The organism is Mycobacterium sp. 852002-51163_SCH5372311 (genome assembly GCF_001667115.1).
Taxonomy (GTDB): domain Bacteria; phylum Actinomycetota; class Actinomycetes; order Mycobacteriales; family Mycobacteriaceae; genus Mycobacterium.
This window is the reverse complement of sequence record NZ_LZIJ01000193.1, coordinates 25,655-50,507: the sequence shown is the minus strand read 5'-3', so window position 1 is coordinate 50,507 and position 24,853 is coordinate 25,655. Positions and strand designations below refer to the sequence as shown.

The 24,853-nt window shown below is 64.3% G+C and carries 24 protein-coding genes, 2 pseudogenes and 1 riboswitch; of the genes and pseudogenes, 13 read left to right on the top strand and 13 right to left on the bottom strand.

Annotation, left to right across the window (positions count from 1 at the left end):
• The first annotated feature begins 6 nt into the window (after window positions 1-6).
• A complete protein-coding gene (locus A5791_RS23565; RefSeq protein ID WP_067242106.1) occupies window positions 7-285 on the top strand; it encodes a MoaD/ThiS family protein in 279 nt (92 codons plus the stop codon).
• 205 nt (window positions 286-490) lie between these two features.
• A riboswitch (cyclic di-AMP (ydaO/yuaA leader) is annotated at window positions 491-703 on the top strand.
• Between the two features lie 6 nt (window positions 704-709).
• Window positions 710-1,582: a transglycosylase family protein gene (locus A5791_RS23560; protein ID WP_067242102.1), complete on the top strand. Its 873-nt coding sequence runs from the start codon at window positions 710-712 to the stop codon at window positions 1,580-1,582.
• 150 nt (window positions 1,583-1,732) lie between these two features.
• On the opposite strand, the gene A5791_RS23555 is transcribed toward A5791_RS23560, so the two are convergent.
• From A5791_RS23555 to A5791_RS23540, 4 genes are read right to left on the bottom strand one after another with little or no spacing between them, the layout of a single operon-like run.
• Window positions 1,733-2,161, bottom strand: a complete 429-nt coding sequence (locus tag A5791_RS23555; RefSeq protein ID WP_067242099.1) for a molybdenum cofactor biosynthesis protein MoaE — start codon at window positions 2,159-2,161, stop codon at window positions 1,733-1,735.
• Complete coding sequence (locus A5791_RS23550; protein WP_067242095.1) at window positions 2,158-2,640, bottom strand: molybdenum cofactor biosynthesis protein B; 483 nt, start codon at window positions 2,638-2,640, stop codon at window positions 2,158-2,160. Before A5791_RS23550 ends, A5791_RS23555 begins: the two co-directional genes overlap by 4 nt.
• Complete coding sequence (gene moaC, locus A5791_RS23545; RefSeq protein WP_082967099.1) at window positions 2,637-3,185, bottom strand: cyclic pyranopterin monophosphate synthase MoaC; 549 nt, start codon at window positions 3,183-3,185, stop codon at window positions 2,637-2,639. Before moaC ends, A5791_RS23550 begins: the two co-directional genes overlap by 4 nt.
• 9 nt (window positions 3,186-3,194) lie before the next feature.
• On the bottom strand, window positions 3,195-3,395 hold the full coding sequence (locus A5791_RS23540) for a hypothetical protein (RefSeq protein WP_197504765.1): 201 nt from the start codon (window positions 3,393-3,395) through the stop codon (window positions 3,195-3,197).
• Between the two features lie 142 nt (window positions 3,396-3,537).
• Here A5791_RS23540 and A5791_RS23535 point away from each other — a divergent pair, with 142 nt between their 5' ends.
• Together A5791_RS23535 and A5791_RS23530 are read left to right on the top strand one after the other, a co-directional pair.
• Window positions 3,538-5,793, top strand: a complete 2,256-nt coding sequence (locus tag A5791_RS23535; protein WP_067242085.1) for a helicase-associated domain-containing protein — start codon at window positions 3,538-3,540, stop codon at window positions 5,791-5,793.
• A 50-nt stretch (window positions 5,794-5,843) separates the two neighbouring features.
• Complete coding sequence (locus A5791_RS23530; RefSeq protein WP_067242082.1) at window positions 5,844-7,493, top strand: DNA repair helicase XPB; 1,650 nt, start codon at window positions 5,844-5,846, stop codon at window positions 7,491-7,493.
• A gap of 500 nt (window positions 7,494-7,993) precedes the next feature.
• Here A5791_RS23530 and A5791_RS23525 read toward each other — a convergent pair whose 3' ends face one another.
• The 3 genes and pseudogenes from A5791_RS23525 to A5791_RS23520 form a co-directional block, all read right to left on the bottom strand.
• On the bottom strand, window positions 7,994-9,139 hold the full coding sequence (locus A5791_RS23525; protein WP_067242079.1) for a thiolase family protein: 1,146 nt from the start codon (window positions 9,137-9,139) through the stop codon (window positions 7,994-7,996).
• A gap of 23 nt (window positions 9,140-9,162) precedes the next feature.
• Window positions 9,163-9,261, bottom strand: a pseudogene (locus A5791_RS27805) (2-isopropylmalate synthase); the annotation flags it as partial.
• The gene (locus tag A5791_RS23520) at window positions 9,261-9,674 is read right to left on the bottom strand and encodes a Zn-ribbon domain-containing OB-fold protein (protein ID WP_067242075.1); all 414 of its coding nucleotides are present in this window, start codon (window positions 9,672-9,674) and stop codon (window positions 9,261-9,263) included. The gene A5791_RS23520 and the pseudogene A5791_RS27805, both read right to left, overlap by 1 nt.
• Window positions 9,675-9,824: 150 nt before the next feature.
• Between A5791_RS23520 and A5791_RS23515 the strand changes: the two genes are divergently transcribed.
• Window positions 9,825-10,118 carry a putative quinol monooxygenase gene (locus A5791_RS23515; RefSeq protein ID WP_067242072.1) on the top strand — a complete coding sequence of 98 codons (294 nt, stop codon included), beginning with the start codon at window positions 9,825-9,827 and terminating at the stop codon, window positions 10,116-10,118.
• On the opposite strand, the gene A5791_RS23510 is transcribed toward A5791_RS23515, so the two are convergent.
• Window positions 10,115-11,098 carry an LLM class F420-dependent oxidoreductase gene (locus A5791_RS23510; protein ID WP_067242068.1) on the bottom strand — a complete coding sequence of 328 codons (984 nt, stop codon included), beginning with the start codon at window positions 11,096-11,098 and terminating at the stop codon, window positions 10,115-10,117. The two genes, A5791_RS23515 and A5791_RS23510, sit on opposite strands and share 4 nt — an antisense overlap.
• Before the next feature lie 202 nt (window positions 11,099-11,300).
• Window positions 11,301-11,570: a metal-sensitive transcriptional regulator gene (locus A5791_RS23505; RefSeq protein ID WP_067242065.1), complete on the bottom strand. Its 270-nt coding sequence runs from the start codon at window positions 11,568-11,570 to the stop codon at window positions 11,301-11,303.
• A 534-nt stretch (window positions 11,571-12,104) separates the two neighbouring features.
• On the opposite strand from A5791_RS23505, the gene A5791_RS23500 reads away from it, so the two are divergent.
• Window positions 12,105-12,533: an MmpS family transport accessory protein gene (locus A5791_RS23500; RefSeq protein ID WP_067242061.1), complete on the top strand. Its 429-nt coding sequence runs from the start codon at window positions 12,105-12,107 to the stop codon at window positions 12,531-12,533.
• 35 nt (window positions 12,534-12,568) lie between these two features.
• Window positions 12,569-15,504: pseudogene (locus A5791_RS23495) on the top strand (RND family transporter).
• Window positions 15,505-15,578: 74 nt separating this feature from the next.
• On the opposite strand, the gene A5791_RS23490 reads toward A5791_RS23495, so the two are convergent.
• Entirely contained in the window at window positions 15,579-15,998 is a 420-nt protein-coding gene (locus tag A5791_RS23490; protein WP_067242057.1) for a DUF302 domain-containing protein, read from the bottom strand.
• Window positions 15,999-16,173: 175 nt separating this feature from the next.
• Here A5791_RS23490 and A5791_RS23485 point away from each other — a divergent pair, with 175 nt between their 5' ends.
• The 4 genes from A5791_RS23485 to A5791_RS23470 all read left to right on the top strand — a co-directional run bounded on the left by A5791_RS23485 (window position 16,174) and on the right by A5791_RS23470 (window position 18,828).
• A complete protein-coding gene (locus A5791_RS23485; protein ID WP_067242054.1) occupies window positions 16,174-16,548 on the top strand; it encodes a carboxymuconolactone decarboxylase family protein in 375 nt (124 codons plus the stop codon).
• 50 nt (window positions 16,549-16,598) lie between these two features.
• The gene (gene trxA / locus A5791_RS23480) at window positions 16,599-16,973 is read left to right on the top strand and encodes a thioredoxin (RefSeq protein WP_067242050.1); all 375 of its coding nucleotides are present in this window, start codon (window positions 16,599-16,601) and stop codon (window positions 16,971-16,973) included.
• Window positions 16,974-17,354: 381 nt separating this feature from the next.
• On the top strand, window positions 17,355-18,098 hold the full coding sequence (locus tag A5791_RS23475; RefSeq protein WP_231995992.1) for a peroxiredoxin: 744 nt from the start codon (window positions 17,355-17,357) through the stop codon (window positions 18,096-18,098).
• On the top strand, window positions 18,085-18,828 hold the full coding sequence (locus A5791_RS23470) for a PIG-L family deacetylase (protein ID WP_231995994.1): 744 nt from the start codon (window positions 18,085-18,087) through the stop codon (window positions 18,826-18,828). The genes A5791_RS23475 and A5791_RS23470 overlap by 14 nt, the downstream gene beginning before the upstream one ends.
• On the opposite strand, the gene A5791_RS23465 is transcribed toward A5791_RS23470, so the two are convergent.
• On the bottom strand, window positions 18,771-19,307 hold the full coding sequence (locus A5791_RS23465) for a TetR/AcrR family transcriptional regulator (protein WP_067242040.1): 537 nt from the start codon (window positions 19,305-19,307) through the stop codon (window positions 18,771-18,773). The genes A5791_RS23470 and A5791_RS23465 overlap by 58 nt on opposite strands.
• A 79-nt stretch (window positions 19,308-19,386) precedes the next feature.
• Here A5791_RS23465 and A5791_RS23460 point away from each other — a divergent pair, with 79 nt between their 5' ends.
• Complete coding sequence (locus A5791_RS23460) at window positions 19,387-20,589, top strand: FAD-dependent monooxygenase (RefSeq protein ID WP_067242037.1); 1,203 nt, start codon at window positions 19,387-19,389, stop codon at window positions 20,587-20,589.
• Between the two features lie 26 nt (window positions 20,590-20,615).
• On the top strand, window positions 20,616-21,218 hold the full coding sequence (locus A5791_RS23455) for a class I SAM-dependent methyltransferase (protein ID WP_067242034.1): 603 nt from the start codon (window positions 20,616-20,618) through the stop codon (window positions 21,216-21,218).
• 72 nt (window positions 21,219-21,290) lie between these two features.
• Here the strand turns inward: A5791_RS23455 and A5791_RS23450 are convergent, their stop codons facing one another.
• Window positions 21,291-23,435, bottom strand: coding sequence for a 3-hydroxyacyl-CoA dehydrogenase NAD-binding domain-containing protein (locus tag A5791_RS23450; RefSeq protein ID WP_067242031.1), 2,145 nt, complete (start codon window positions 23,433-23,435; stop codon window positions 21,291-21,293).
• 4 nt (window positions 23,436-23,439) lie between these two features.
• Window positions 23,440-24,651 carry an acetyl-CoA C-acetyltransferase gene (locus A5791_RS23445; RefSeq protein WP_067242027.1) on the bottom strand — a complete coding sequence of 404 codons (1,212 nt, stop codon included), beginning with the start codon at window positions 24,649-24,651 and terminating at the stop codon, window positions 23,440-23,442.
• Between the last annotated feature and the right edge of the window lie 202 nt (window positions 24,652-24,853).

Genomic DNA, 24,853 nt, shown 5'->3' with positions numbered 1-24,853 from the left:
CCAGCAATGGGTCACGCCCCAGAGGAACCTGCCGGAATACAGGTGACCGTCCGATTCTTCGCGGCCGCGCAGGCTGCCGCCGGTTTCGACTCGGAGACAATGCGGCTGAGTCCTGGCGCCACAGTCGCCGAGCTGATCGACGGCCTGGCCGCGCGGGACGCCGGGCTGGCGACGGTGCTGCGGCGGTGCTCATACCTGTGCGACGGGATCGCCGTGCGGGATGAGACCACAACGTTGCGATCCGGCGACACGATCGATGTACTCCCGCCCTTCGCCGGCGGATGAAAATGTGAAATATCTCACGTAACGGAACGATAACGGCGCGGACACGCTCCGATGTCGGGCGTCAGTGACCTGCGCAAATCGGAAGCGTTCCAGGCGATTTATCAGATGTAATCGCGGAAAACGCCGGGTTTCACAAAAAGTGACGGGACAAACAGAACCCGCTACCGTCTCCCGTGGCTCGCCAAGCTGACCCGTGGCGATCCCCCTGCCTATCGCGCCAAGCTCCATCCAATAGGCAGGGATACCGACCGTGGATGGAGGCGGGGGACCCACCGGTTCACCGTGATCGGACCGGAGCCGACTACCGGCTCCTTGGGGTGAAGCCTGCGTGGTGTCACTTGCGGATACCACGTTGGCCGGGTGGCCTCTCCAACCCGAACCCGACAGCTGACCTCGCAGGCGCGTAGCGAGAGGAATACCCGTTTTGAGTGGACGTCATCGCAAACCCACTACTTCAGGCGTCAGCGTCGCCAAAATCGCCGTCACCGGTGCTGTAATCGGTGGCGGCGGCATTGCATTAGCCGCCCAGGCGGGCGCAGCCACCGACAGCGAATGGGACCGAGTCGCCAGCTGCGAGTCGGGTGGCAACTGGGCGATCAACACCGGCAATGGCTTCCACGGCGGCCTGCAGTTCACCCAGGGCACCTGGGCATCGCACGGCGGCACGCAGTACGCCCCGTCGGCGCAGCTGGCCAGTCGGGAACAGCAGATCGCGATCGCTGAGCGAGTGCTGGCCAGTCAGGGCCGAGGTGCCTGGCCGGTGTGCGGTCACGGCCTGTCGGGCCCGACCCCCCGCAATGTCCTCCCGGAGCCGGCTGGGCTGAACGCTCCGCTCGACGCGCCGGGCCTCAACGGCGAGCCCGCAGCGCAGGCCCCCCAGCCTGCGGCTCCGCCGCCGCCCGCCGAGCCGGCACCGGTGGTGCAGCTGGCCAGCAACGACCAAATCGCACCGCCTCCGGACGCACCGCCGCCGGCCGACGCTCCGCCCCCGGACGCACCACCTCCGGCTGACGTCGCACCCGCGCCGCCTGCGGATGCGCCGCCGCCTGTGGACGCGCCGCCGGCGGACGCGCCGCCTGTGGACGCCGCGGCACCCGCTCCTGCCGACGCACCGCCTCCGGCGGACCCTGCGCCGGCCGACGCACCCGTCACGGCGGATGTGCCCAAGGCGGTCAGCGGTGAGCCAAGGGGAGCCGAAACCGTCGCCTACACCAAGAGGCTGTGGGAGGCGATCCGGGGTCAGGACGTGCACGGAAACGACGCGCTCGACGCGCTTGCTGCGCCGTCGATGGTCTGACGCTCCCTCGCGCTACGAGGACGCTGTCGAACAGCCGCGGAATCGCCCTAACAGCACTTGCTTTAGGGCGATTTTGCGTCTGTTCGCGACCGGCTTAGGCCGATGGTGGCGACCCCGCTTCGCCCGGCTACGCCGCGCTCGCGATCGCCACTACGCCGAGCCCACCCACTCTTCGGTCCCGTCGTCGAAGAACTGGTGTTTCCACACCGGTAGCCGTGCCTTGATCGTGTCCACCAGCTGGGCGCAGGTGGTGAACGCCGCTTGTCGATGGTCAGCTGCAACGGCAACCACCAGGGCCGCGTCGCCGACCTGCAGGACACCGATCCGGTGGCTGGCCGCCACTGCCCGCACGCCGCTGGAGTGCTCGGCCACCTCGGTCACCGTTTCGGCCAGTACCTGCGCGGCCGACGGGTGCGCGGAATACTCCAGCTTGGTCACCCCGCGTCCACCGTCGTGGTCGCGGACCATTCCGTCGAAGCCGACGATGGCTCCGGCCGATTGATGGCTCACCAGGTCCTCGTGTTCGGCCAGTGAGATGGGCTGGTCGGTCAGGGCAGCGCGCAGGACCAGCGGCGTCATTGCTGGTGATCTCCGCCCGCGAGTTGATCCAGCGCGTGGTCCAACACGCCGTCGAGCACGCCCAGGCCGTCGCGGACCCCGCCTGACGAGCCGGGCAGATTGACGATCAAAGTGCGACCGGCCACTCCGCACACCCCGCGCGAGAGCACCGACGTCGGCACTTTCGGCAGGCCGGCGCGACGGATCGCATCAGCCAGGCCGGGGATCATGTAATCCAGCACCGCCACCGTCTGATCCGGTGTGCTGTCCGTGGGCGAAATCCCGGTGCCCCCGGAGGTGATGATCAGGTCGACAGCGGCGCCAAGCGCATCGTTCAGCGCCTCCCCGACCGGGTTGCCGTCAGCCACAACCTGCGGCTCGGTCGGCGAAAACCCACGCTGGCCAAGCCATTCCGCGATGATCGGCCCGCACTTGTCGGTGTACACACCGGCTGACGCGCGGGTCGAGGCAATGATGATCCGCGCGGTTCGCTCGCTCATGACGGTGTCCAGGTTCCGCTGCGGCCGCCTTCCTTGCGGAGCACGCGAATGTCGTCGATGCGCGCGGCCGAGTCAACCGCTTTGATCATGTCGTAAAGCGTGAGCGCCGCTACGCTGACCGCGGTCAGCGCTTCCATCTCCACACCCGTGCGGTCGGTGCTGCGCACCGTCGCGGTGATCTCGATGTCCGCCTCGCCCACGGTGAAGTCGACGTCGACGCCCGTGAGCGCCAACTGGTGGCACAGCGGGATCAGGTCGCTGGTGCGTTTGGCCGCCAGAATGCCCGCCACCCTCGCAGTAGCCAGCGCATCACCCTTGGGCAGCCCGCCGCTGGAGATCAGCGCCACCACATGCGCCGTGGTGCGCAAGGCGCCCGCAGCGATCGCGGTTCGCCGGGTTGCCCCCTTCTCGGTGACGTCGACCATGTGCGCCGCCCCCCGCTCATCCAGGTGCGAGAGCGCGTCGAAGCGGGATTCGCCTGAGCCGTGGGCCCCCGAGACCCCCGGGGGGCCAACCGCACCGGAGGAACCAGCGGCCCGAGCCATCCCGACGACCTACCGGTTGACGACGGTGACCGGGTGAAGATAGGGCAGGTCGTCGGAGGGCAACGGAAACGCCAGCTCGCCAAAGGGTGATAACGCGCCGGTCCGATCCGTCACCAGTTCGCTCACCGCGTGGTCGTCCGGATCCGTCGTCGGCCAGCCGTTGTCGACGTACTTGGTTTTCCGCGCCTTGCCATCAGCAGTGTCAGCCACGAGGTCCATTCTGACAGGTCACTTGCGGGCACAGTACGAGAAGGGCGATTCGGACCGCCGTCGCCGCGATCCGCACCGGTGATCGCGGGCCGTCCCGGCGACCGACTTTTCAGGTTCCAAGACTCAATTACGCTGGTCGGCAATGACTGACAACAGCCCGCATATCCCGCTGGGATCTTGGCTGGCCGAACTGCCCGACGACCGGCTGATCCGGCTCTTGGAGCTACGGCCGGATCTTGCCCAGCCGCCACCCGGGAGCATCGCCGCGCTGGCCGCGCGCGCTCAGGCGCGGCAGTCGATCAAGGCCGCCACCGACGAGCTCGACTTCTTGCGACTGGCGGTGCTGGACGCGTTGCTGGTGCTGCACGCCGACAGCACGCCGGTGCCGACCACCAAGCTGCTGGCGTTGATCGGCGACCGCGCTCCGGAATCCGAGGTCACCGCCGCACTGGACGACCTCCGGCTTCGTGCCCTGGTCTGGGGCGACAGCGCGGTCCGGGTAGCCGGCGATGCCGGCACGGGATTGCCGTGGCATCCGGGGCAGGTCACGCTCGAGGACACCTCGCAGACCGAACAGCAGATGGTCGACCTGATCGCCGGTCTCGACGAGGCACAAACCGACGTGCTGGAGAAACTGCTCGAGGGCTCCCCGATGGGGCGTACCCGCGACGCCGCGCCCGGTGCACCCGCGGATCGACCGGTGCCGAGGCTGCTGGCGATGGGCCTGCTAAGGCGGGTGGACGCCGACACGGTGATCCTGCCCCGCCATGTCGGACAGGTGCTGCGCGGCGAGCAGCCCGGGCCGATGCAGCTGACCGCACCCGATCCGGTGGTGTCCAGCACGACGCCCGAAGACGTCGACGCCACGGCGGCCGGAGCCGTCATCGATTTGCTCCGGGAGCTCGACGTTCTCCTCGAAACACTCAGTGCCGCACCCGTTTCCGAGTTGCGCACCGGAGGGATGGGCATCCGCGAAGTCAAGCGGCTGGCCAAAACGACTGGGATCGACGAGCCGCGGCTGGGCCTGATCCTCGAGATCGCGGCGGTTGCCGGACTGATCGCCAGCGGCATGCCGGATCCGGAACCAAACCATGGTGATCCGCCATATTGGGCGCCGACGGTGGCCGCCGACCGGCTCGCCGCGATGTCGCCGGCCCAGCGGTGGCACCTGCTTGCCAGCACCTGGCTGGACCTGCCGGGCCGGCCGGCGCTGATCGGCAGCCGCGGTCCAGACGCCAAACCATATGGCGCCCTGTCGCATTCGTTGTACTCGACAGCGGCCCCGCTGGACCGTCGGCTGTTGCTGGGCATGCTTGCGGAATTGCCGGAGGGTGCCGGAGTCGACGCAGCCACGGCGGCGGAGGCCTTGGTCTGGCGGCGTCCTCGGTGGGCCAGGCGGCTGCAACCGGGGCCCGTCGCAGACCTGCTAACCGAGGCGCACGCGCTGGGCCTGGTCGGGCGCGGAGCGATCAGCGCGCCTGGGCGTGCACTGCTGGAGGACGTCGCCGATCCCGGAGCCGCGATCGATGCGATGACGCGGGCAATGCCCAAACCGATCGACCACTTTCTGGTCCAGGCCGACCTCACCGTGGTGGTGCCCGGACCGCTGCAGCGCGATCTGGCTGACGACCTGGCCAGCGTCGCCAAGGTCGAATCCGCCGGCGCGGCAATGGTGTACCGGGTCAGCGAGCAGTCGATCCGGCATGCCCTCGACATCGGCAAGACTCGCGACTGGATGCATGCGCTTTTCGCCGACCACTCGAAAACACCTGTGCCGCAGGGGCTGACGTATCTCATCGACGATGTCGCGCGACGGCATGGCCAGCTGCGCATCGGAATGGCCGCGTCGTTTGTGCGGTGCGAGGATCCGGCGCTGCTGGCGCAGGCGGTGGCCGCGCCCGGCGCTGAAGAGCTGCAACTGCGTGCGCTGGCACCGACGGTCGCGGTTTCGCCCGCACCGATAGCCGAGGTGCTGGCCGTGTTGCGCGGTGCGGGATTCGCGCCGGCCGCCGAAGACTCCACCGGCGCCATCGTCGACGTCCGGCCCCGGGGGGCGCGCGTCCCCGTGCCTCAGCACCGTCGCTCGTACCGCCCGGCGCCGCGCCCCGGCAGCGACACACTGAGCGCCGTCGTCGCGGTATTGCGGAAGGTGACCGCCGCGCCGTTCGGCAATACCCGAATGGACCCCGCCGTGACCATGTCGCTTCTGCAGGGGGCGGCGCGCGATCAGGAGACGCTGCTGATCGGCTATCTCGACGCGGCGGGTGTGGCCACTCAACGGGTGGTGTCGCCGATCACCATCCGCGGCGGTCAGTTGGTGGCCTTCGATCCGGCGTCCGGGCGGCTGCGCGACTTCGCCATCCACCGCATCACATCGGTGATGTCGGTCGACGACTGAATAATGGGCGCATGACCCGCGCCGACGACGATAAAGAGGAGTGGCGCTAAATGCCCGACGGGCCGTTGATCGTGCAGTCCGACAAGACGGTGCTGCTCGAAGTCGACCACGAGCTGGCCGGCGCGGCGCGCGCCGCCATCGCGCCGTTCGCCGAGCTGGAACGCGCCCCCGAACACGTGCACACCTATCGGATCACGCCGCTGGCGCTGTGGAACGCCCGCGCCGCGGGCCATGACGCTGAGCAGGTCGTCGACGCGCTGGTCAGTTTCTCCCGCTACGCGGTTCCGCAGCCGTTGCTGGTGGACATCGTCGACACCATGGCGCGCTACGGCCGCCTGCAGCTGGTCAAGAATCCCGCACACGGCCTGACGCTGGTAAGCCTGGATCGCGCGGTGCTCGAGGAAGTGTTGCGCAACAAGAAGATCGCACCGATGCTGGGCGCCCGGATCGACGACGACACGGTCGTCGTGCACGCCAGCGAACGCGGCCGCGTCAAACAGATGTTGCTCAAGATCGGTTGGCCCGCTGAGGATCTCGCCGGCTACGTCGACGGTGAGGCACATCCGATCAGCCTGCACGAGGATGGCTGGAAACTGCGCGACTATCAACAGCTGGCCACGGACTCGTTCTGGTCGGGCGGCTCGGGCGTGGTGGTTCTTCCGTGCGGTGCAGGCAAGACGCTGGTCGGCGCGGCCGCGATGGCGAAAGCGCAAGCGACGACGTTGATTCTGGTCACCAACATCGTGGCGGCCCGGCAATGGAAACGCGAGCTGATAGCGCGTACCTCGTTGACCGACGACGAGATCGGCGAATACTCCGGAGAGCGCAAGGAGATTCGGCCCGTCACCATTTCGACCTACCAGATGGTCACCCGCCGAACCAAGGGCGAATACCGTCATCTGGAACTGTTCGACAGCCGCGACTGGGGCCTGATCATTTACGACGAGGTGCATCTGCTGCCGGCACCGGTGTTCCGGATGACCGCCGACCTGCAATCCAAACGGCGCCTGGGCCTGACCGCCACGCTGATCCGCGAAGACGGCCGCGAAGGCGACGTGTTCTCGCTGATCGGCCCGAAACGCTACGACGCACCGTGGAAAGACATTGAGGCGCAAGGCTGGATCGCGCCGGCTGAGTGCGTAGAAGTCCGGGTCACCATGACCGACAACGAACGGATGATGTATGCCACCGCCGAGCCCGAGGAGCGTTACCGGCTGTGCTCGACGGTGCATACCAAAATCGCAGTGGTCAAGTCGATTCTGGAGAAGCACCCAGGCGAGCAAACCCTGGTGATCGGCGCCTATCTGGACCAGCTCGACGAGCTCGGCGCCGAGCTGGACGCTCCGGTGATCCAGGGTTCGACGAGGACGCGCGAACGCGAAGCACTGTTCGACGCCTTCCGCCGCGGCGAGGTCTCCAGACTGGTGGTGTCCAAGGTCGCCAACTTCTCCATCGACCTACCGGAAGCCTCAGTGGCGGTACAGGTTTCGGGTACCTTCGGGTCGCGCCAAGAGGAGGCGCAACGGCTGGGCCGATTGCTGCGGCCCAAGGCCGACGGCGGCGGCGCCGTCTTCTACTCCGTGGTGGCCCGCGACAGCCTTGATGCCGAGTACGCCGCGCACCGGCAGCGGTTTCTAGCCGAGCAGGGCTACGGCTACATCATCCGCGACGCTGACGACCTGCTGGGCCCGGCCATTTAGGGCGAGCAGACGCAAAAGCCCGTGAAACGGGCTGCTTCCGGGGGCTTTTGCGTCTGCTCGGCGCGGCCCATAGCGAGGGGACGGTCGCCGATGCCGTGCTGGCCGCATCGCCGACATTCCGTGTGAACGGACGGCTTTCGCTGTGAATCCTTGGCTTTGGTTGTGAATCCTTGGCTTTCAGCGTGAACTGACGGCTTTCGGTGTGAATCCTTGGCTTTCAGTGTGCGCGTAGGGCGAGAATCGGCGCGAACTTCCGCCCAGGCTGCACACTCAAAGCCCAGGATTCACAACCAAAGTCAACGATTCACACCCGATGGCAGAGAAAACGACTTCTACGCCGCAAATACCCTCACGAGTACATATACCTTCGCCTCTCAGCGACAAATCAATTGCTGCGCAAGCGCTGTCGCTATGAGTCGGACAATACACACGCGAAGGCGCTGTGACCCCGGGACTAACGATGAACGCTCGAGCTACGAGTCCGCGTCTGCTCGCCGTAACTACAGCGAGAGGATCGTCGCCGACGCCGTGCCCGGTGCGCCGTACACCTGCGCCAGGCCCACGCGCGGGTTGCCGGGTACCTGTCGTTCACCGGCCTCACCACGCAGCTGTCGCACCAGCTCGTGCACCTGTCGCAACCCCGACGCGCCGATCGGCTCACCGTTGGCGATCAGCCCGCCATCGGTGTTGATCGGCAGCTCCCCGCCGATCGCGGTGGCGCCATCGGCCACCAGCTTCTCCTGCTCGCCGTCGGCGCACAGGCCCGTCTCGGCCATGTGGATGACCTCGGCACCGGCGTCGGTGTCCTGCAGTTGCGCGATGTCGACGTCCTCGGGGCCTATGCCCGCGGCCTCGTAGGCCGCTTTGGCGGCATAGACCGTTGGCGAAGCGTCCTCATCCAACGGAGCGAACGTCGCGTGAACTTCATAGGCGCCATAGCGGCGGGTGCGAATTTCGCTGGCGCGCACATACACCGGCTTATCAGTGAACTTCTGCGCCAGGTCGGCACGGCACATGACGACCGCGGCCGCACCCTCGTCGGGCGCACAGAACATGTATTGCGTCAGCGGGTAGTTGAGCACGGTCGAGTTGAGGATCTCTTCCTCGGGAAGTGCCTTGCGACGGAACGCATTCGGGTTCAACGAGCCGTTGCGGTAGTTCTTGGCGGCGACCTTGGCCAGCGTTGCCTGGGAGATGTGGTGATCGTGCAGGTACTTATTGGCCTTCATCCCGAAGAACTTCGTCGTCACGAACTGCCCGTTCTGCGCATACCACTGCGGCAGCGCCAGTTTGGCGGGGTCATCGGTGAAGGCGCCGCGCGGATGCTTGTCGAGCCCGATCGCGATGCCGATGTCGTACTTGCCCAACCGGATGGTGTCCGCGGTCTGCTGAATGGCGCTGGCCGCGGTGGCGCAGGCATTGAAGACGTTGGTGAACGTGATGCCGGTCAGTCCGACCAGACGAGTCACGGCGTCGGGATTGGAGACCTCGTGGCTGCCGCCGAAGCCGAACTGGATGTCCTTCCACTCGACACCGGCGTCACTCAGCGCTGATTGGATAGCCTCGGCGCCCATTTGCATCGCGGTTTTCTCGAACCTGCCGAATGGATGCAGGCCCACGCCGATGATGGCCACGTCGTTACTCATCGCAGACTCCTCTGGGGTAGATGGTGGCGACCCGCTTCACCCGGCTCCGCCGCGCTCGCGATCACCACGGGTAGATGGTGGCGACCCGCTTCACCCGGCTCCGCCGCGCTCGCGATCGCCATTAGACCGGCTGGAAAGCGTAGGTGAGGATCTCGTTGCCATCGCCGTCGGTGGTCAACGGCACCATGGTGAGCTCGACCTCCTGGCCGAATTGCAGTTTGGCCGGGTCGTTCTCCGTCAGCCTGCCCTCCACGCGGATCACGTCCCCGAGCTGGATCAGGCCGATGCCGAACGGCACGAAATCCTTTCCGGTCGGACCAGCGTACGGCGGTCCGGGTGGGAAACCCTGGGTGGTCCAGGCGATGACGGTGCCACGGCGCGGCAACAACACCTCGCTCATCTGCCCGCCGCTGCAACGTGGACACCACTGCTGCACGGGGAAAGCGGTGGCACCGCAGGCGCCGCAGCGACTGCCGATCAGCTGCGGGTTCTCGTCGGGCCAGGTCGAGATTTCGGGGGCGAGTGCCTTCTGCATCGAGCGATCCTCCAGCGATCCTTCACAGCCTGCCAAACCAGATGGGCTCCCCAAAAGGTACAACAGCATTCCATAAAAGTGGAAATCCCGTTCTCGCAGCTGTGTGCCCGATGCTAGGTTTGCCTCCGGACAAGATTCGAGGAGAAAACTATGCCGGTAACGGTCATGCTTGAGCTCAGACTGAAGCCCGACTCCGTGCAAGCGGCCCGCGAGCTCATGCACCGCACGCTCCAAGACACTCGGGCGTTCGACGGGAACCTGCGCACCGACGTGCTCGTCGACGACGACGACGAAGCGCACTGGCTTATCTACGAGCTCTGGCAGACCCTCGAGCACGACGAGGCTTATCGCGCCTTTCGTGCCGGCGAAGGCAAAGTTACCGAACTCCCTCCGCTGCTGGCGGCGCCTCCCGTCAAGACGCGGTATACCACCAGCGATATCTAACTCAGGGCGGGAATCACTTCGCGTTCGAACAATTCGATGCCCGAGCGGTCGTAGGCCGCCTCCGGGAAGTAACAGATCGCATATTCACACCCGAGGTCGCGGATCTTGGCAAGCCGCTCGATCACCTGTTCCGTCGTGCCGGTCGTCGAATCCGGAACACCCGAGGCCATCGAATCAGCAACCGCCTCAGGCACATAACCGGCCAGCCGGTCGCGCACCCGTTTCAGACGATCGTGGACATCGGCCTCAGACGAGCCGACGACGGCGGTGAAGTTGGCCGAGCGCACGATCGCGCCGAAGTCGGTGCCCAGCTTGCTGCAGTGCTGCGCCAGCACCTCCGACTTGTGCGCGAATGCGTCGGGCTCCGGTGTGAAGTTGGTGTATTGCGCGTACTTCGCGGCGATTCGCAGCGTCACCTTCTCTCCACCGCCGGCGATCCACAACGGAATCCCATTATTCTGCAACGGCTTCGGAGCAACAATCGCGCCGTCGACCTGATAGTGCTGACCCTGGAAGGTGACTTTGCCGTCACGCCAGGCGTCACGCATGATCTGCACACCTTCGTCCAGCCGGCCCAACCGAACGCCGGCCGACGGGAAGCCGTAACCGTAAGCGCGCCATTCATGTTCGTACCAGCCGCCGCCGATACCCATCTGGATGCGGCCACCGGAAATGATGTCCGTCGTGGCCGCCACCTTGGCCAGGTAAACGGGATTGCGGTAGCTCATCGCCGTACACATCTGGCCGAGCTTGATTCGCGACGTGGTGGCCGCGTAGGCCGCCATCAAAGACCACGCCTCGTGTGTGGCTTCGTCGCTGGGCAGTGGCACGGTGTGGAAGTGGTCGTAGACCCACAGGGAGTCCCATGCGCCGCCGTCGGCGTAGGTCGCCAGATCCCGCATCACCGCCCAATGCTGCTCCGGTTCGATGCCGACCAGATCCATTCGCCAACCCTGCGGAATGAAGAGACCAAAGCGCATACCTTGGGATTCTAGCCCGGCGGGGATCACTGAACCGCACCGGCCGACTGATCAATGAAGTTATTCGCTTCGATGCGCCAATGCTGGCCCGTTTCCGCCCGGCGCGGATGCAGCCCGGCGCGTCATCACCGCACCGGACCCGAACCACACACGGAGCGGCCACGTTTCGAACTATTGGTGTGCGCGGCTCAGATCCGGCGAGTCAGGCAAGAGCGAGGAAAAGTTTCTCCAGCTCCGCCTCGGTCATCGGCTGGGCTCCCTTTGCCCTTTTCCCTGTAGCGCATTCGCGCAGCCCGGTGGCAACAATCTTGAATCCCGCCCGGTCCAGCGCGCGCGAGACCGCGGCGAGTTGTGTGACGACGTCTTTGCAGTCGCGGCCCTGCTCGATCATTGAGATCACGCCCGCTAGTTGGCCCTGCGCGCGACGCAGCCGATTCAGGACCGCGGCAATGCTGTCTTCGTCACCGACCATCGTGGAACCCCTTCGTAAGTTGTCTCCACATCATATCCCGGGGGGTATGTGAGCGAACCTGCTTGGAGTCCTGCCGAATGCGCCGAACCGCGACCCGCTCGCCGCATCGGTCCGGGACCCGGTTGACGCGCAGCGAATCATTTAACGCCCATCGATCGCCTGTCGAAACTCGCATTGCGTCGAGCCGGCCGGTCCGGCAGACACGGGCGCACAGACAAGCCTTTCCCGGTTCTAATGCCGTACGGGGTAGGGTATATTCGATGGTCGTCACCCCTAGCAATTCGATCCAAAATGACGGAGTTAGCAGTGCGAGCAGCAAAAGATCCTTGGCTGGTCGTCGTAACCCCATCTAGTCCGTTCCGCATGTTTCGGCGCGAAGTCTCGTGGGTTGATGTCCGCAGGCGCGGCCGTAGTACCAAGCCCGCCCTGCGTACCGAAGGCCCTGTTGTCGTGTGCCGAACGGACCTATACGGCTTGGCTGCAACCGGGTGAAAACTACGTACCGACTACAACGAGCCACCAGGAAAAACTTCGATGATCACCTTTCTCAAGCGGGCTTGGGTGCCATTGGTCGTAGTGGTGGCTTTTGCCATCGGTGCGATAGCCGTCGACCGCCTACGCGGCGTCTTCGGCTCCGACGAAATTTTTTCTTCGACCGGCAGTGCTGAAACCATCAGGCCCTTCAATCCCAAGCGCGTGACCTACGAGGTCTTCGGGCCCACCGGCACAGCGGGAAGCGTGAGCTATCTGAACAAGAATGCCGAGCCGGAACAAGCGAACTTCACCAGCCTGCCTTGGACGTACACCCTCACGACGACGATTCCAGCCGTGATCGCCAACGTAGTAGCACAAGGCAATAGTGACAGCATCGGATGTCGCATCACCGTGAACGGCGATGTCCGCGATGAGCAATCCTCCAATGGACACCATGCCCAGACCTTCTGCTTGGTGAAGGCCGCATGAACATCAAGGAAGACAACGACAGCCGTCCGCTTTTCATGCGTATCGTCCGAACGCTTGCGGTGCCGATCATCCTGGCATGGCTGGTGTTAACGATCTCCCTGAACGTTTTCGTGCCGTGGATAGAATTTGTCGCGAGATCGCATGCCGTAACGATGTCGCCGCAAGATGCGCCGGCAATGATCGCCGCGAAGCGCATCGGCGCGAAGTTCCAGGAGTCCGATTCGGACAGCATGGTCATGGTCGTCCTGGAAAGCAATAGAGAACTCGGCCAGGAAGCGCACGCGTACTACGACGGCCTGGTGAAGAAGCTGATGGCCGACACCGAACATGTTCAGCATGTCCACAATTTGTGGGGAGACCGCATCACTGCGGCCGGGTCGCAGAGCGGGGACGGTAAAGCCGCTTACGTCCAACTCAATGTCGCCGGCAACCAAGGCAGCACTTTGGGAAACCAGTCCGTCGACGCGGTTCGCAAAATCGTCGATTCTTCACCCCCACCTGCCGGGATCAAGGCATATGTCACGGGTCCGGCAGCGCTCACGACGGACATGACCGAAGCGGCCGACAAAAGCATGTTCAAAATGATGGGGGTGACGGGCATGGTCATCATGATCATGCTCGCTATCGTCTATCGTTCCGTCAGCACTGTGCTTCTCGTTCTGTTCATGGTCTTCCTCGAGATGCTCACGGCCAGGGGGGTCGTCGCGATTCTCGGCAATTACGACCTACTGGGATTTTCGACGTTCGTCGTTGCCATGCTGTCGTCCCTGGCCATCGCGGCCGGGACGGACTACGCCATATTCCTCATTGGGCGTTACCAAGAAGCACGCCAGGCGGGCCAAGACCGAGAAACCGCCTATTACACGATGTTTCGCGGAACTTATCACGTCATCTTGGGCTCCGGATTGACGATTGCCGGAGCATCGTTCTGCCTTCACTTCGCGCGGTTGTCGTATTTCAAGGCACTAGGCATTCCTTCCGCGCTGGGCCTTCTCATCGTGATCGCGGGAGCGCTGACTGTGGCGCCGGCCGTCGTCGCTGTGGCCAGCCGTTTCGGCCTGCTCGATCCGAAACGGATGATCAAGACGCGCGGGTGGCGGCGCATCGGTACCGCTACCGTCCGCTGGCCGGGGCCGATCTTCGTGGCGTCGCTGCTCATCGCCCTGGTCGGCTTGCTCGTCGTGCCCAGCATGAAGATCAGCTACAACGACCGCTATTACATTCCTTCAAAGCTCCCATCGAATGTCGGATACGTCGCGGCAGAACGGCATTTCAGCGCCGCCCGGCTCAACCCCGACGTCCTCATGCTCGAGGCTGACCACGATATGCGGAATTCGAGTGACATGATCATCCTCGACCGAGTCGCCAAGGATATCTTCCGTACCCCGGGCATCGCGAGAGTCCAGAACATCACCAGACCCTTGGGCGGACCGATCGAGCACAGCTCGATACCCTTCCAGGTCAGCATGCAAGCGCTTCCCATACAGGAGAACTTGCAATTCATGAAAGACCGAATGACCGACATGCTCAAGATGAGCGACGATCTCGGGGTCATGATCAGTTCGATGCAGCGGATGTACGGCTTGATGGGCCAACTGAGCAGCACAACTCACCACATGGTGGGCGACATGACAGACATGAAGATCACGCTGGATGAGATGAGGGACCATCTGGCGGACTTCGACGATTTCGTCAGACCGCTCCGCAGCTATTCCTATTGGGAACAACATTGTTTCAACATTCCCGCCTGCTGGGCGGCCAGGTCGGTGTTCGAAGCGATCGACGGCGTGGACAAGTTCAGCGAGAACATGAGCACCCTTATCAAAGACATGAACAATGTCGACGCGCTACTGCCGCAAATGCTGGCGCAGTTCCCGCCGATCATCGCTGTCGCACAGTCCATGCAAGGAACCCTGTTGACCCTGCACAGCAGCTTCTCGGGGCTAGTGACGCAGATGTCTCGGATGACGGAGACCGCCAGCGCGATGGGCCAGGCCTTCGACTCATCAAAGGCCGACGACTATACTACTTGCCGCCAGAAGCATTCGACAACCCTGACTTCCAACGCGGCCTGAAACTCTTCGTGTCACCGGACGGCAAGGCCGCGCGCTTCATCATCACCCACGATGCGGACCCGGCGACGCCCGAAGGCATCTCGACCGTCATCCCGGAGCTCAAGGCCGCGCACGCTGCCGTGAAGGGAACACCCCTGGCCAATGCGAAGTTCTATCTGACCGGCACTGCGGCGGTCTACAACGACATACAAACCGGTTCGAAGTACGACCTGCTGATTGTCGGAATCGCCGCGCTGACATTGATTTTCGCTGTCATGGTGATTATTACGCGAGCGCTGGTCGCGTCGCTGGTGATCGTCGGCACCGTCTTGCTGTCGCTCGGCGCTGCCTTCGGGTTGTCGGTGCTGGTTTGGCAACACATGCTGGGCCTGGAATTGAACTGGATCGCGCCCGTGTTCGGATTGATCATTCTTCTGGCCGTGGGATCCGACTACAACCTGCTGCTCGTCTCGCGATTCCGGGAGGAAATCGGCGCGGGACTGAGAACGGGGATCATCCGCTCCATGGGCGAAACGGGCGGCGTCGTCACCGCGGCGGGTCTGGTATTCGCCTTCACCATGATGTCCATGGCCGCAAGTGATTTGCGATCGATTGGCCAGGCAGGCAGCACAATTGGTCTGGGCCTGCTGTTCGACACCCTGGTCGTGCGCTCGCTCATGACGCCATCGGTCGCGGCGCTGCTCGGACGGTGGTTCTGGTGGCCGCAGAAGGTGCGGCCCCGTCCGGCCAGTTACATGCTTCGCCCCTTCGGACCGCGCCGGCTGGTGCGTTCGCTACTGCTCGGCGAGGATGCGGATGGCGTAGCCGGCAAGCCGAAGAATCCGTCGGGTGACGGGCAGACAGACTTGCACGGACAACAGCCTGTCGCTGACGAGATTCACTCCGGACGACGCTAGGGCCGAATTCGTCGGCGGCTTGCCTGCGGTCTCACGTTGGTCCCCAGGGCACCGGTCCCGGCACTCCGCGCCGACTAACCTGCTTGAGCAGTCTGGCCGAGTGCGCTCATGGCGGCTTTCAGCTTTGCGCCCGCTTCGTCGGCAACTGCCTGCAACTCTCCCGGCTGGCCGGCGACTTGAACCATAATTTGCGGGTCCATCGCCTCGACCAGCACCGCGTCGCCCGGGCTCTCTGGGTCGGTTCGCACAACAACGTTGCACGGCAACAGCTGGCCGATCTGCCGGTCAATGTCGAGGGCGCGGTGCGCCAAAGTCGGGTTGCAGGCACCGAGGATCAGGTAGTCCTCCATGTCCTTGTCGAGTTTCTTCTTCAGCGTGCCCTTGACGTCGATCGTGGTCAGCACACCGAAGCCCTGGTCTGCCAGAGCTGCGGTGATCCGTTCGACCGCGTCCTCGAACGTGGTGTTCAGCTTGGTGGTCAAACCCAAGGTCATCGGTAATCCTCCCTACTCGGTGAGTTGAGCCTCGGCAACGTTTACGCGTCGAAGGGCTCCTTGTTTCCTTCAACTAGGCCTTGACGTTACCCCCCAGGGTATACCGGTCGCGCGCCGCCGGGATCAGATTGTCGGCTATGGGAATACCCATGGGGGTATTGGGATTGTATAAGGCATGAGCGAACACGGCCATTACCACGACGTCCTGAACGACCTCAATCCGAAGCATCGCGCTTTGCGCCAGATGATCCCTGACGTGTACCGGGGATTCGCGGAGATGAGCAACGGCGCGCTGACGTCCGGAGCTTTGGAGAAGAAATTCAAGGAACTCATCGCGATGACCATCGGAGTCGTTGCCGGATGCGACGGCTGCATCGCGTCCCACGCCCAAGGCGCAGTTCGCGCCGGAGCCACCAAGGCGGAAGCCGCCGAAGCCATCGGCGTGAGCATTCTCATGCACGGCGGGCCGGCAACAATCTACGGCGCGCGCGCTTATGACGCGTTCTGCGAATTCGCCGACGAGGCCGCCGGCACTGGATCGCGCCAATAGTCACTCACCGCTGCTCACTTCCCGCTGCAAGTACCGAAAGGAAAAATAACGTGACAGTAAAGTCCGTTACCGCAACCGATTTCGAATCGACGATCCTGGCGAATCCGATCGTGCTCGTCGACTTCTGGGCGTCTTGGTGCGGCCCATGCCAGGCCTTTGCACCCGTCTTCGAACGCTCCGCTCAGGATCACCCCGACATCGTGCACGTCAAGGTCGACACCGAGGCCGAGCGCGCGCTGGCGGCAACAGTCGGCATCCGATCGATTCCCACCATCATGGCGTTTCGCGACGGGGTCCTTGTATACAGCCAACCCGGTGTGATGCCCCCGGCGATGCTCAAGGACTTGATTGAACAGATCAAGGGTCTTGACATGGCAAAGGTGCGCGCTCAAATCGCCGGGCGCAACGCGGCCGCAAAGGTCTAGCGCTCAATCGCTTCGACTCACAGCTGAAGCGCCAACATGTGCTATCCCGTGCGCTGCCTTCGTTACGCCAAGACCACGTGGGCCGGCTGCGGCCAGCACGCCGACCGTGTCATGAGCTCAGTGCCGGCGAGCCAGCGATGCACTTGCGGTGACGACTCCGCGAAATAGCGGGTCCATACTTCGCACCGGGCCCGCAGAGATACCAGGAGGGACTACAAAAATGTTGCCCGACATCACGAGAGACTTGACCTTCGGCCCTACACACCGCTGCGGTGCCGGGCGCATGCTGCAAGGCAGGCGACGATATGACGCGCCACGACTTTGGCCAGCCCCAGGCCGGTATAGGCGACCTGAGTACCGCCAGAGAAAGGACGGATCACGATGACCACCACTATAGAAGGCCGCTCCACGACGACATCGATGCCACGTATCGGTGACGCGGCGCCGGCGTTCACCGCTCTGACCACCCAGGGCGAGATCAACTTTCCCGGCGACTATGAAGGCAAATGGGTGATCCTTTTCTCGCACCCGGCCGACTTCACTCCGGTCTGCACAACCGAGCTCATGACGTTTGCGTCGATGCGCGATCAGTTCGCGGCCTACAACACCGAACTGGTTGGACTTTCGGTTGACGGGCTCTACAGCCACATTGCTTGGCTACGAACAATCAAGGACAAGATCGTCTTCCGTGACCTCAAGGACGTCGAAATCGACTACCCCGTAATCGAAGACGTCTCCATGGATGTCGCCGGGAAGTACGGGATGATCATGCCCGGTGAAGATTCGAGCAAGGCGGTGCGAGCGGTTTTCGTCGTGGACCCGAAGGGAATCATCCGCGCGATCATCTACTACCCGCTGAGCCTGGGGCGCAACTTCGAGGAATTGCTGCGTGTGGTCAAGGCGCTGCAGACAGCCGACCATTTCGGGGTCGCAACGCCAGCCGACTGGCGGCCCGGTGAACCGGTAATCCTGCCCGCTCCCGGCTCCTGCGGCACCGCACGAGAGCGGATGGAAGGACACGTTGACAGCGCGCACTGCGAGGACTGGTTCTTCTGCACCAAAGAGCTCCCGGTCGACGAAGTCGAATCCGCCATCCGGGTTTCCAAGGACTCTGATGGTCGCTGACCGGCTTCCCGCATGGCGCTCTGTCCTCGCCGTCGTCGCCCACCCCGATGACGAGTCGTTTGGTTTAGGCGCAATCCTTTCCGCGTTCGCCGAACAGGGCGCAGAGCTTGCCGTGTTGTGCCTGTCCCAGGGCGAGGCATCGACGCTGCAGGGTGTTGCCGGCGACCTCAGCGAAATCCGCGCCCAGGAGCTGGCGGCCGCAGCCACCGAGCTCGGTGTTGGCACGGTGGAGCTTTTGAGCTACCCAGACGGGCGGTTGGCCGATACGCCCGCCGACGAATTAGCCGACCCGGTCGTCGATCTCGCGAAGCGATTGGGTGCGGACGGCCTGCTGGTCTTCGATCCCACCGGCGTCACGGGGCACCCCGACCACCGGCAGGCAACTGCGGCAGCGCAATCCGCCGCAGCCAGGACCGGGCTGCAGGTGCTGGGATGGACGTTGCCCGCCGGCGTCGCGGACTCACTCAACACCGAATACCACGCAGAGTTCAGCGGACATGCGGCCGCCGATATCGACCTGGTCGTGTCCGTGGACCGGCGTCGGCAATGTCAGGCGGTACGTCGGCATCGCAGCCAGGCACTGCCAACCAGCGTGCTTTGGCGACGCCTGGAAATGCTCGGCCCCCACGAGCATCTGCGCTGGCTGCCCGGCACTGACGCTAACTCCCCGCCTCACACACCCAGCGCGGCGAGCGCTGCCTCCACCGACGAGGCGCGCAACGCCTCGTAAGGAGTGTCGGGAAACTGGAGGCAGCAGTCCTGCAGTCCGCCGAAAGCGACCACCGCGCGAGTGGACTCGGCGAGCGTTGGCCGCGGACCGAAGACCAGTTTGCCTAGCCGATCACGCCACGCCAGCACCTTGTCGATGAGGCCGAGGTCTGCCAGCATCGTCAACTCAGCCAGCACCAGCACCATGTCCTGACGGTGCCTGTAGTGGAAATCGAAATACCCTTCCAGCAATTCACGGGCATCGGTGTCGGCGCGGCTTTCCTGGCCTTCCACGAATCGTTCACCCTCGTCGATCAACGGAACAAGGATGCTGCGCACCAACTCTTCTCGCGACGCGAAGTGGTAGTACAACGCGGGTTTGGTGATTCCCAGCTTATCGGCGATGTCCTGCAGGCTGGTGCGCTGAACACCCTGTTGCACGAACAGGTCGCGGGCGACCTCTTGGATTCGCTGCCTGGTGTCCGACCGGGGCCCAGTCACCCCACGAGCTTAACTGACTTACCGATAGGTAAGCAGCAGTGCTATGCTTACCGAACGTTAAGTAAGCCAGGAGGCCGTCATGCGGATTCTGATCTCAGGCGCCAGCATCTCCGGCCCCGTACTGGCCTACTGGCTCACCCGGTACGGATTCGACGTGACCGTCGTCGAACGCGCACCCGAGTTGCGGAAGACCGGCGGCCACGCCGTCGACCTGTTCCGGCCCGCGATGGAGATCTCCGAAAAGATGGGCGTGCTCTCGCAGATCGAAGCCCTGGCTACCGGGACGACCGAGCTGACTATCTATCGCCGAGGCGCCCGTCGACCGGCACGCATCGATCTCACCAAGGTCACCGGCGCCGCATCCGATCGGCACGTGGAGATCATGCGCGACGATCTCAGCGAGGTCTACTTCAACGTCGGTCGTGACGATGTCGAGTATTTGTTCGGCGACTCCATCACAGCGATATCCCCCGACGGGGAAGTAACTTTCGAGCAGGCCGCTCCACGCCCCTTCGATGTGGTGATCGGCGCCGACGGGCTGCACTCAAACGTTCGCCGCCTGGTGTTCGGCGACGACGCCGGACGCACGCAGTTTCTCGGCGGGTACTTGGCCGTGCAGTCAGTACCGAAAGCGCTTGCGCACGACGGTGAGATGGTGGTCCACCTGGGCGTCGGGCGTCTTGCCGGGATCTACACCGCGCAGCCTCTTGACGACGCGCGTGCGCTGTTCATGTTCCGCAGCAAGCAGGAGCTGCAGTACCACCATCGAGATGCCTTGCGGCAAAAGGAAATACTACGTAAAGCGTTCGCCGGGATGCATGCGCAAGTAGAGCGGTGGCTCGCCGAGCTCGACGACACGCCGTCTTTTTACTTCGACTCGATCACCCAACTGAATTTGGAGACGTGGTCGCGGGGGCGGGTCACCCTGGCCGGCGATGCCGGGTACTGTCCAGGACCCGCGGTCGGCGGCAGCACCAGCATCGCGGTGCTCGGCGCCTACATATTGGCCGGCGAATTGGCACAGGCCGGCGGGGATTACCCGCGCGCGTTCGCGGCGTACGAACAGCAGATGGGCGAGGCGGTGCGCCGCAGTCGCGCGTTTGCCCGCGGTGTGGCCAAAAGCATCGTTCCGAACTCCACGGCGGGTGTATGGGCGCTGACCCGTGGCGCGCAACTGGTTTCGCTGCTGCCCGCCGGGCTGACCAAGACCGTGGCGAAGCTGAACACCAAGGGTGTGCGGCTCTACGACTCCATGCAGTTCAAGGAGTACTCACCCACTTAGGGCGAGCAGACGTTTACGGTTAGGGCATGGCGTCCAAGCACACTCTCTTTCGAATCTTCTACCGCATCGGGTTCACCCCATGGGACGGTCACCCTATCGCCCAGACACTGCGGAACCTGGTCGAGGGAACCGGTGACACACCTCCGTTGCCCGCGGGAACGGCAGTGGACATCGGATGCGGCACCGGCGACTCGTCGATTTACCTTGCGCGACACGGCTGGAAAGTGACCGGCGTCGACTTTGTACCCAAGGCGCTCGACAAGGCCCGCGCCAAAGCAGCGGGCGCCGGTGTGCCGGTCGACTTCGTCCATACCGACGTCACCAAGCTCAGCCAGGCCGGGATCGGTTCGGACTTCCAGTTGATCGTCGACAACGGCTGCCTGCACAACATGGCCGACGGCGATCGCGACGCGTACGTCCGCGAGGTCAGCGCCGTGGCTTCGCCCGACGCCAGGCTGTTGATCGTGGCGTTCCTGCCCGGCGGGAGGTTCGGCGTGCGGGGAATCGAACCCGACGAGATGGAACGGAGATTCGCCTCCGGCTGGAAGCTGTTGTCCGCCGGCGAGGAGCGGGAGATGGACCGCGAGAAGACGCCCGCGCGGCACTACCTCTTTCAGCGCGCCGCCTAGGCTCGCGAGCAGACGCAAAAGCACCCGCACGCACGGCGTGTCGGGTGCTTTTGCGTCTGCTCGCGGCAGAACTTACGTCAGCGACTCAGGCGGGAGGAAACGGTCGCCGTACTTCTCCGCCAGCTCGCGGGCGCGGGCCACGAAGGCTTCCTTGCCCGTGCCGAGCGGACCCTGGTAGCCCACGATGAACTGCGCGCTACCACCGGTCCACGGCGGGAACCCGATACCCATGATCGAGCCGATGTTGGCGTCGGCCGTCGACGTCAGCACCTCCTCGTCCAGACACTTCTGCGTTTCCAGTGCCTCGGCGAACAGCATCCGATCGATCATGTCCTGCAGCGGCGGTTCCGACGAGCCGGACTTGAACGCGTCCCGCAGGCCCGGCCACAAACCGGACCGCTTGCCGTCGGGGTACTCGTAGAAACCGGCGCCCTTCAAACGCCCCGACCGGCCGAGCTCAATCATCTTCTCCACCACGGCTTCTGCCGGGTGCGGCTGGTACGTGCCGCCGGCATCCTCGACACCCTTGCGGGTTGCCACCGCGATCTTGTGCATCAGCTCCAGGTTGAGCTCGTCGGACAACTGCAATGGCGGCGCGGGGTAACCGGCTTGCGAACCGGCCTGCTCGATGCTGGCGGGTTCGACACCCTCGCCGAGCATCGCCAGCGCCTCGTTGACGAAGGTGCCGATGACCCGCGAGGTGAAGAAGCCACGGCTGTCGTTGACCACGATCGGGGTCTTGCCGATGGCCAGCGTGTAGTCGAACACGCGGGCCAGGGCCTCGTCAGAAGTCTTCTCGCCCTTGATGATTTCCACCAGCGGCATCTTGTCGACCGGCGAGAAGAAGTGGATCCCGATGAAGTCCTCCTGCCGCTTGACGCCAGTGGCCAAACCGGTGATCGGCAGCGTGGAAGTGTTGGACCCCAGTACCGCGTTGGGCTCGACGATGTCTTCGATCTCCTGGAACACCTTGTGCTTGAGTTCCTGGTTTTCGAAAACGGCTTCGATGACGAAGTCGACGCCCTTGAGGTCGGCGGCATCGGCCGTCGGCGTGATGCGTCCCAGCAGGGCGTCGCTCTTCTCCTGCGTGGTGCGGCCCCGCTCCAGCGCCTTGGCCTCCAGCTTCTCGGAGTAGCCCTTGCCCTTTTGCGCAGCCTCCAGGCTGACGTCCTTGAGCACCACGTCGTAGCCCGCCTTGGCCGAGACGTAGGCGATGCCGGCGCCCATCATCCCGGCGCCCAGCACACCGATCTTGTTGATCTTGACCGATTCGATGCCGTCCGGTCTCGAGCCGCCGCCGTTGATGGTCTGCAGGTCGAAGAAGAACGCCTGGATCATGTTCTTGGCGACCTGGCCGGTGACGAGCGAGGTGAAGTAACGGCTTTCGATGCGGCTGGCGGTGTCGAAGTCGACCTGCGCGCCCTCGACCGCGGCGGCCAGGATGGCCTTCGGCGCCGGCATCGGCGCACCCTTGATCTGCTTGCGCAGCAACGCCGGGAACGACGGCAGGATCGACGCCAATGCCGGTGACGACGGTGTCCCGCCGGGCATCTTGTAACCCTTCTTGTCCCACGGCTGCTCGTGCGCGTCCGGGTTGGCCTTGATCCACGCCTTGGCGGCGGGTACCAGCTCTTCGACCGTCGGCAGCACCTCGTCGATCAGACCGAGTTCCTTGGCCTTGGCCGGCTTGAACCGGGTGCCCTGCGACAGCACGGTGACGAAGGCGTTCTGAATTCCCAACATTCGCACCGTGCGCGTGACACCGCCGGCACCGGGCAGCAGGCCCAACGTCGCCTCGGGGAATCCGAACTGTGCGCCTTTGACATCGGCCGCGATGCGGTGATGGCAGGCCAACGCGATCTCGAGGCCGCCGCCGAGCGCAGCGCCGTTCAGCGCCGCCACAACCGGCTTGCCCAAGGTCTCGATGGTGCGCAGTTGCCTCTTGACGGTCTCGACCAAATCGAAAGCCTCACCGGCGTTTTCGGGACCGATCTGGATCATGCTCTTGACATCGCCACCGGCGAAGAAGGTCTTCTTCGCGCTGGTGATCACCACTCCGGTGATCGAATCCTTCTCGGCGACAAGGCGATCCACCGCCTTGCCCATCGACTCGATGTACGCCTCGTTCATGACGTTGGCCGAGCCTGACGGGTCGTCCAGAGTCAGCGTGACGATGCCGTCGGCATCTTTATCCCACTGGATTGTGTTGTCGGCCATGTACTTAAACCCTCTCGATGATCGTCGCGACACCCATGCCGCCGCCAATACACAAAGTCACCAAGGCGCGCTGGGCATTACGTCGCTCCAGCTCGTCGACCATGGTGCCCAGAATCATTGCGCCGGTGGCACCCAGCGGGTGGCCCATGGCGATGGCACCACCGTTGACGTTCAGCTTCTCGTCAGGGATGTTCAGGTCCTTCTGGAACTTCAGCACGACCGACGCGAACGCCTCGTTGAGCTCGAACAGATCGATGTCGTCGACGGTCAGCCCGGCGCGGTCGAGCACCTTGCGGGTCGCCGGGGTAGGGCCGGTGAGCATGATCACCGGGTCGGCGCCGCTGGTCGCGGTGGCCACGATGCGGGCCCGCGGGGTAAGGCCCTGCGACTTGCCGGCGGCCTCGTTGCCGATCATCACCAGCGCGGCACCGTCGACGATGCCGGAGCTGTTGCCGCCGGTGTGGACGTGGTTGATCTTCTCGACCCAGTGATACTTCTGCAGCGCGACGTCGTCGAACCCGCCCATCGCGGCGAGGCCCTCGAACGCGGGCTTCAGCTTGGCCAGGCCGTCCATGGTGGTGTCGGGCCGCATGTGCTCGTCGTGGTCGAGGATCAGCAGGCCGTTCTGGTCGCGGACCGGCACCACCGACTTGGCGAAGTAGCCGCCTGACCATGCCTCGGCGGCCTTCTCCTGGCTGCGCAACGCGTAGGCGTCTACGTCTTCGCGGGAGAAGCCCTCGATGGTGGCGATCAGGTCGGCCCCGATGCCCTGCGGGACGAACATGACGTCGTAGTTGGTGGCCGGGTCCAGCCCCATCGCGCCGCCGTCGGATCCCATCGGCACCCGGCTCATCGACTCGACGCCGCCGGCCAGCACCAGGTCATCCCAGCCGGAACGCACCTTCTGGGCTGCGGTGTTCACGGCCTCCAGACCGGATGCGCAGAAGCGGTTGAGCTGCACACCGCCAGAGGTCACCGGCATGCCCGAGGCCAGCACCGCGGCACGGGCGATGTCGCCGCCTTGGTCACCGACGGGTGAGACGCACCCGAGGATGACGTCGCTGATGAGGTTCTCGTCGAGGTCGGGATTGCGCTTGCGCAGCTCCTCGATCAGGCCGACGACCAGGCTCAATGGCTTGACCTCGTGCAACGAGCCGTTCTTTTGCTTGCCACGCGGCGTACGGATGGCCTCGTAGATGAAGGCTTCTTCGGACATGGGGGCTTCCTATTCGCAACAGGGATTTCAGATCTGTCTTAAGACAAGGTCCAGTACACGCACCCTAACAGGGGCCTCGGCCAACCTGTTGGTTGGGCGGGATTTCGCAGGTCACGGCTGCGGCCCTCGTGGCTGGCGACGGCATTGCCGCCCGAGTGAACTGACGGCTCCGAGCGTGAACTGACGGCTTTCGGTGTGAACG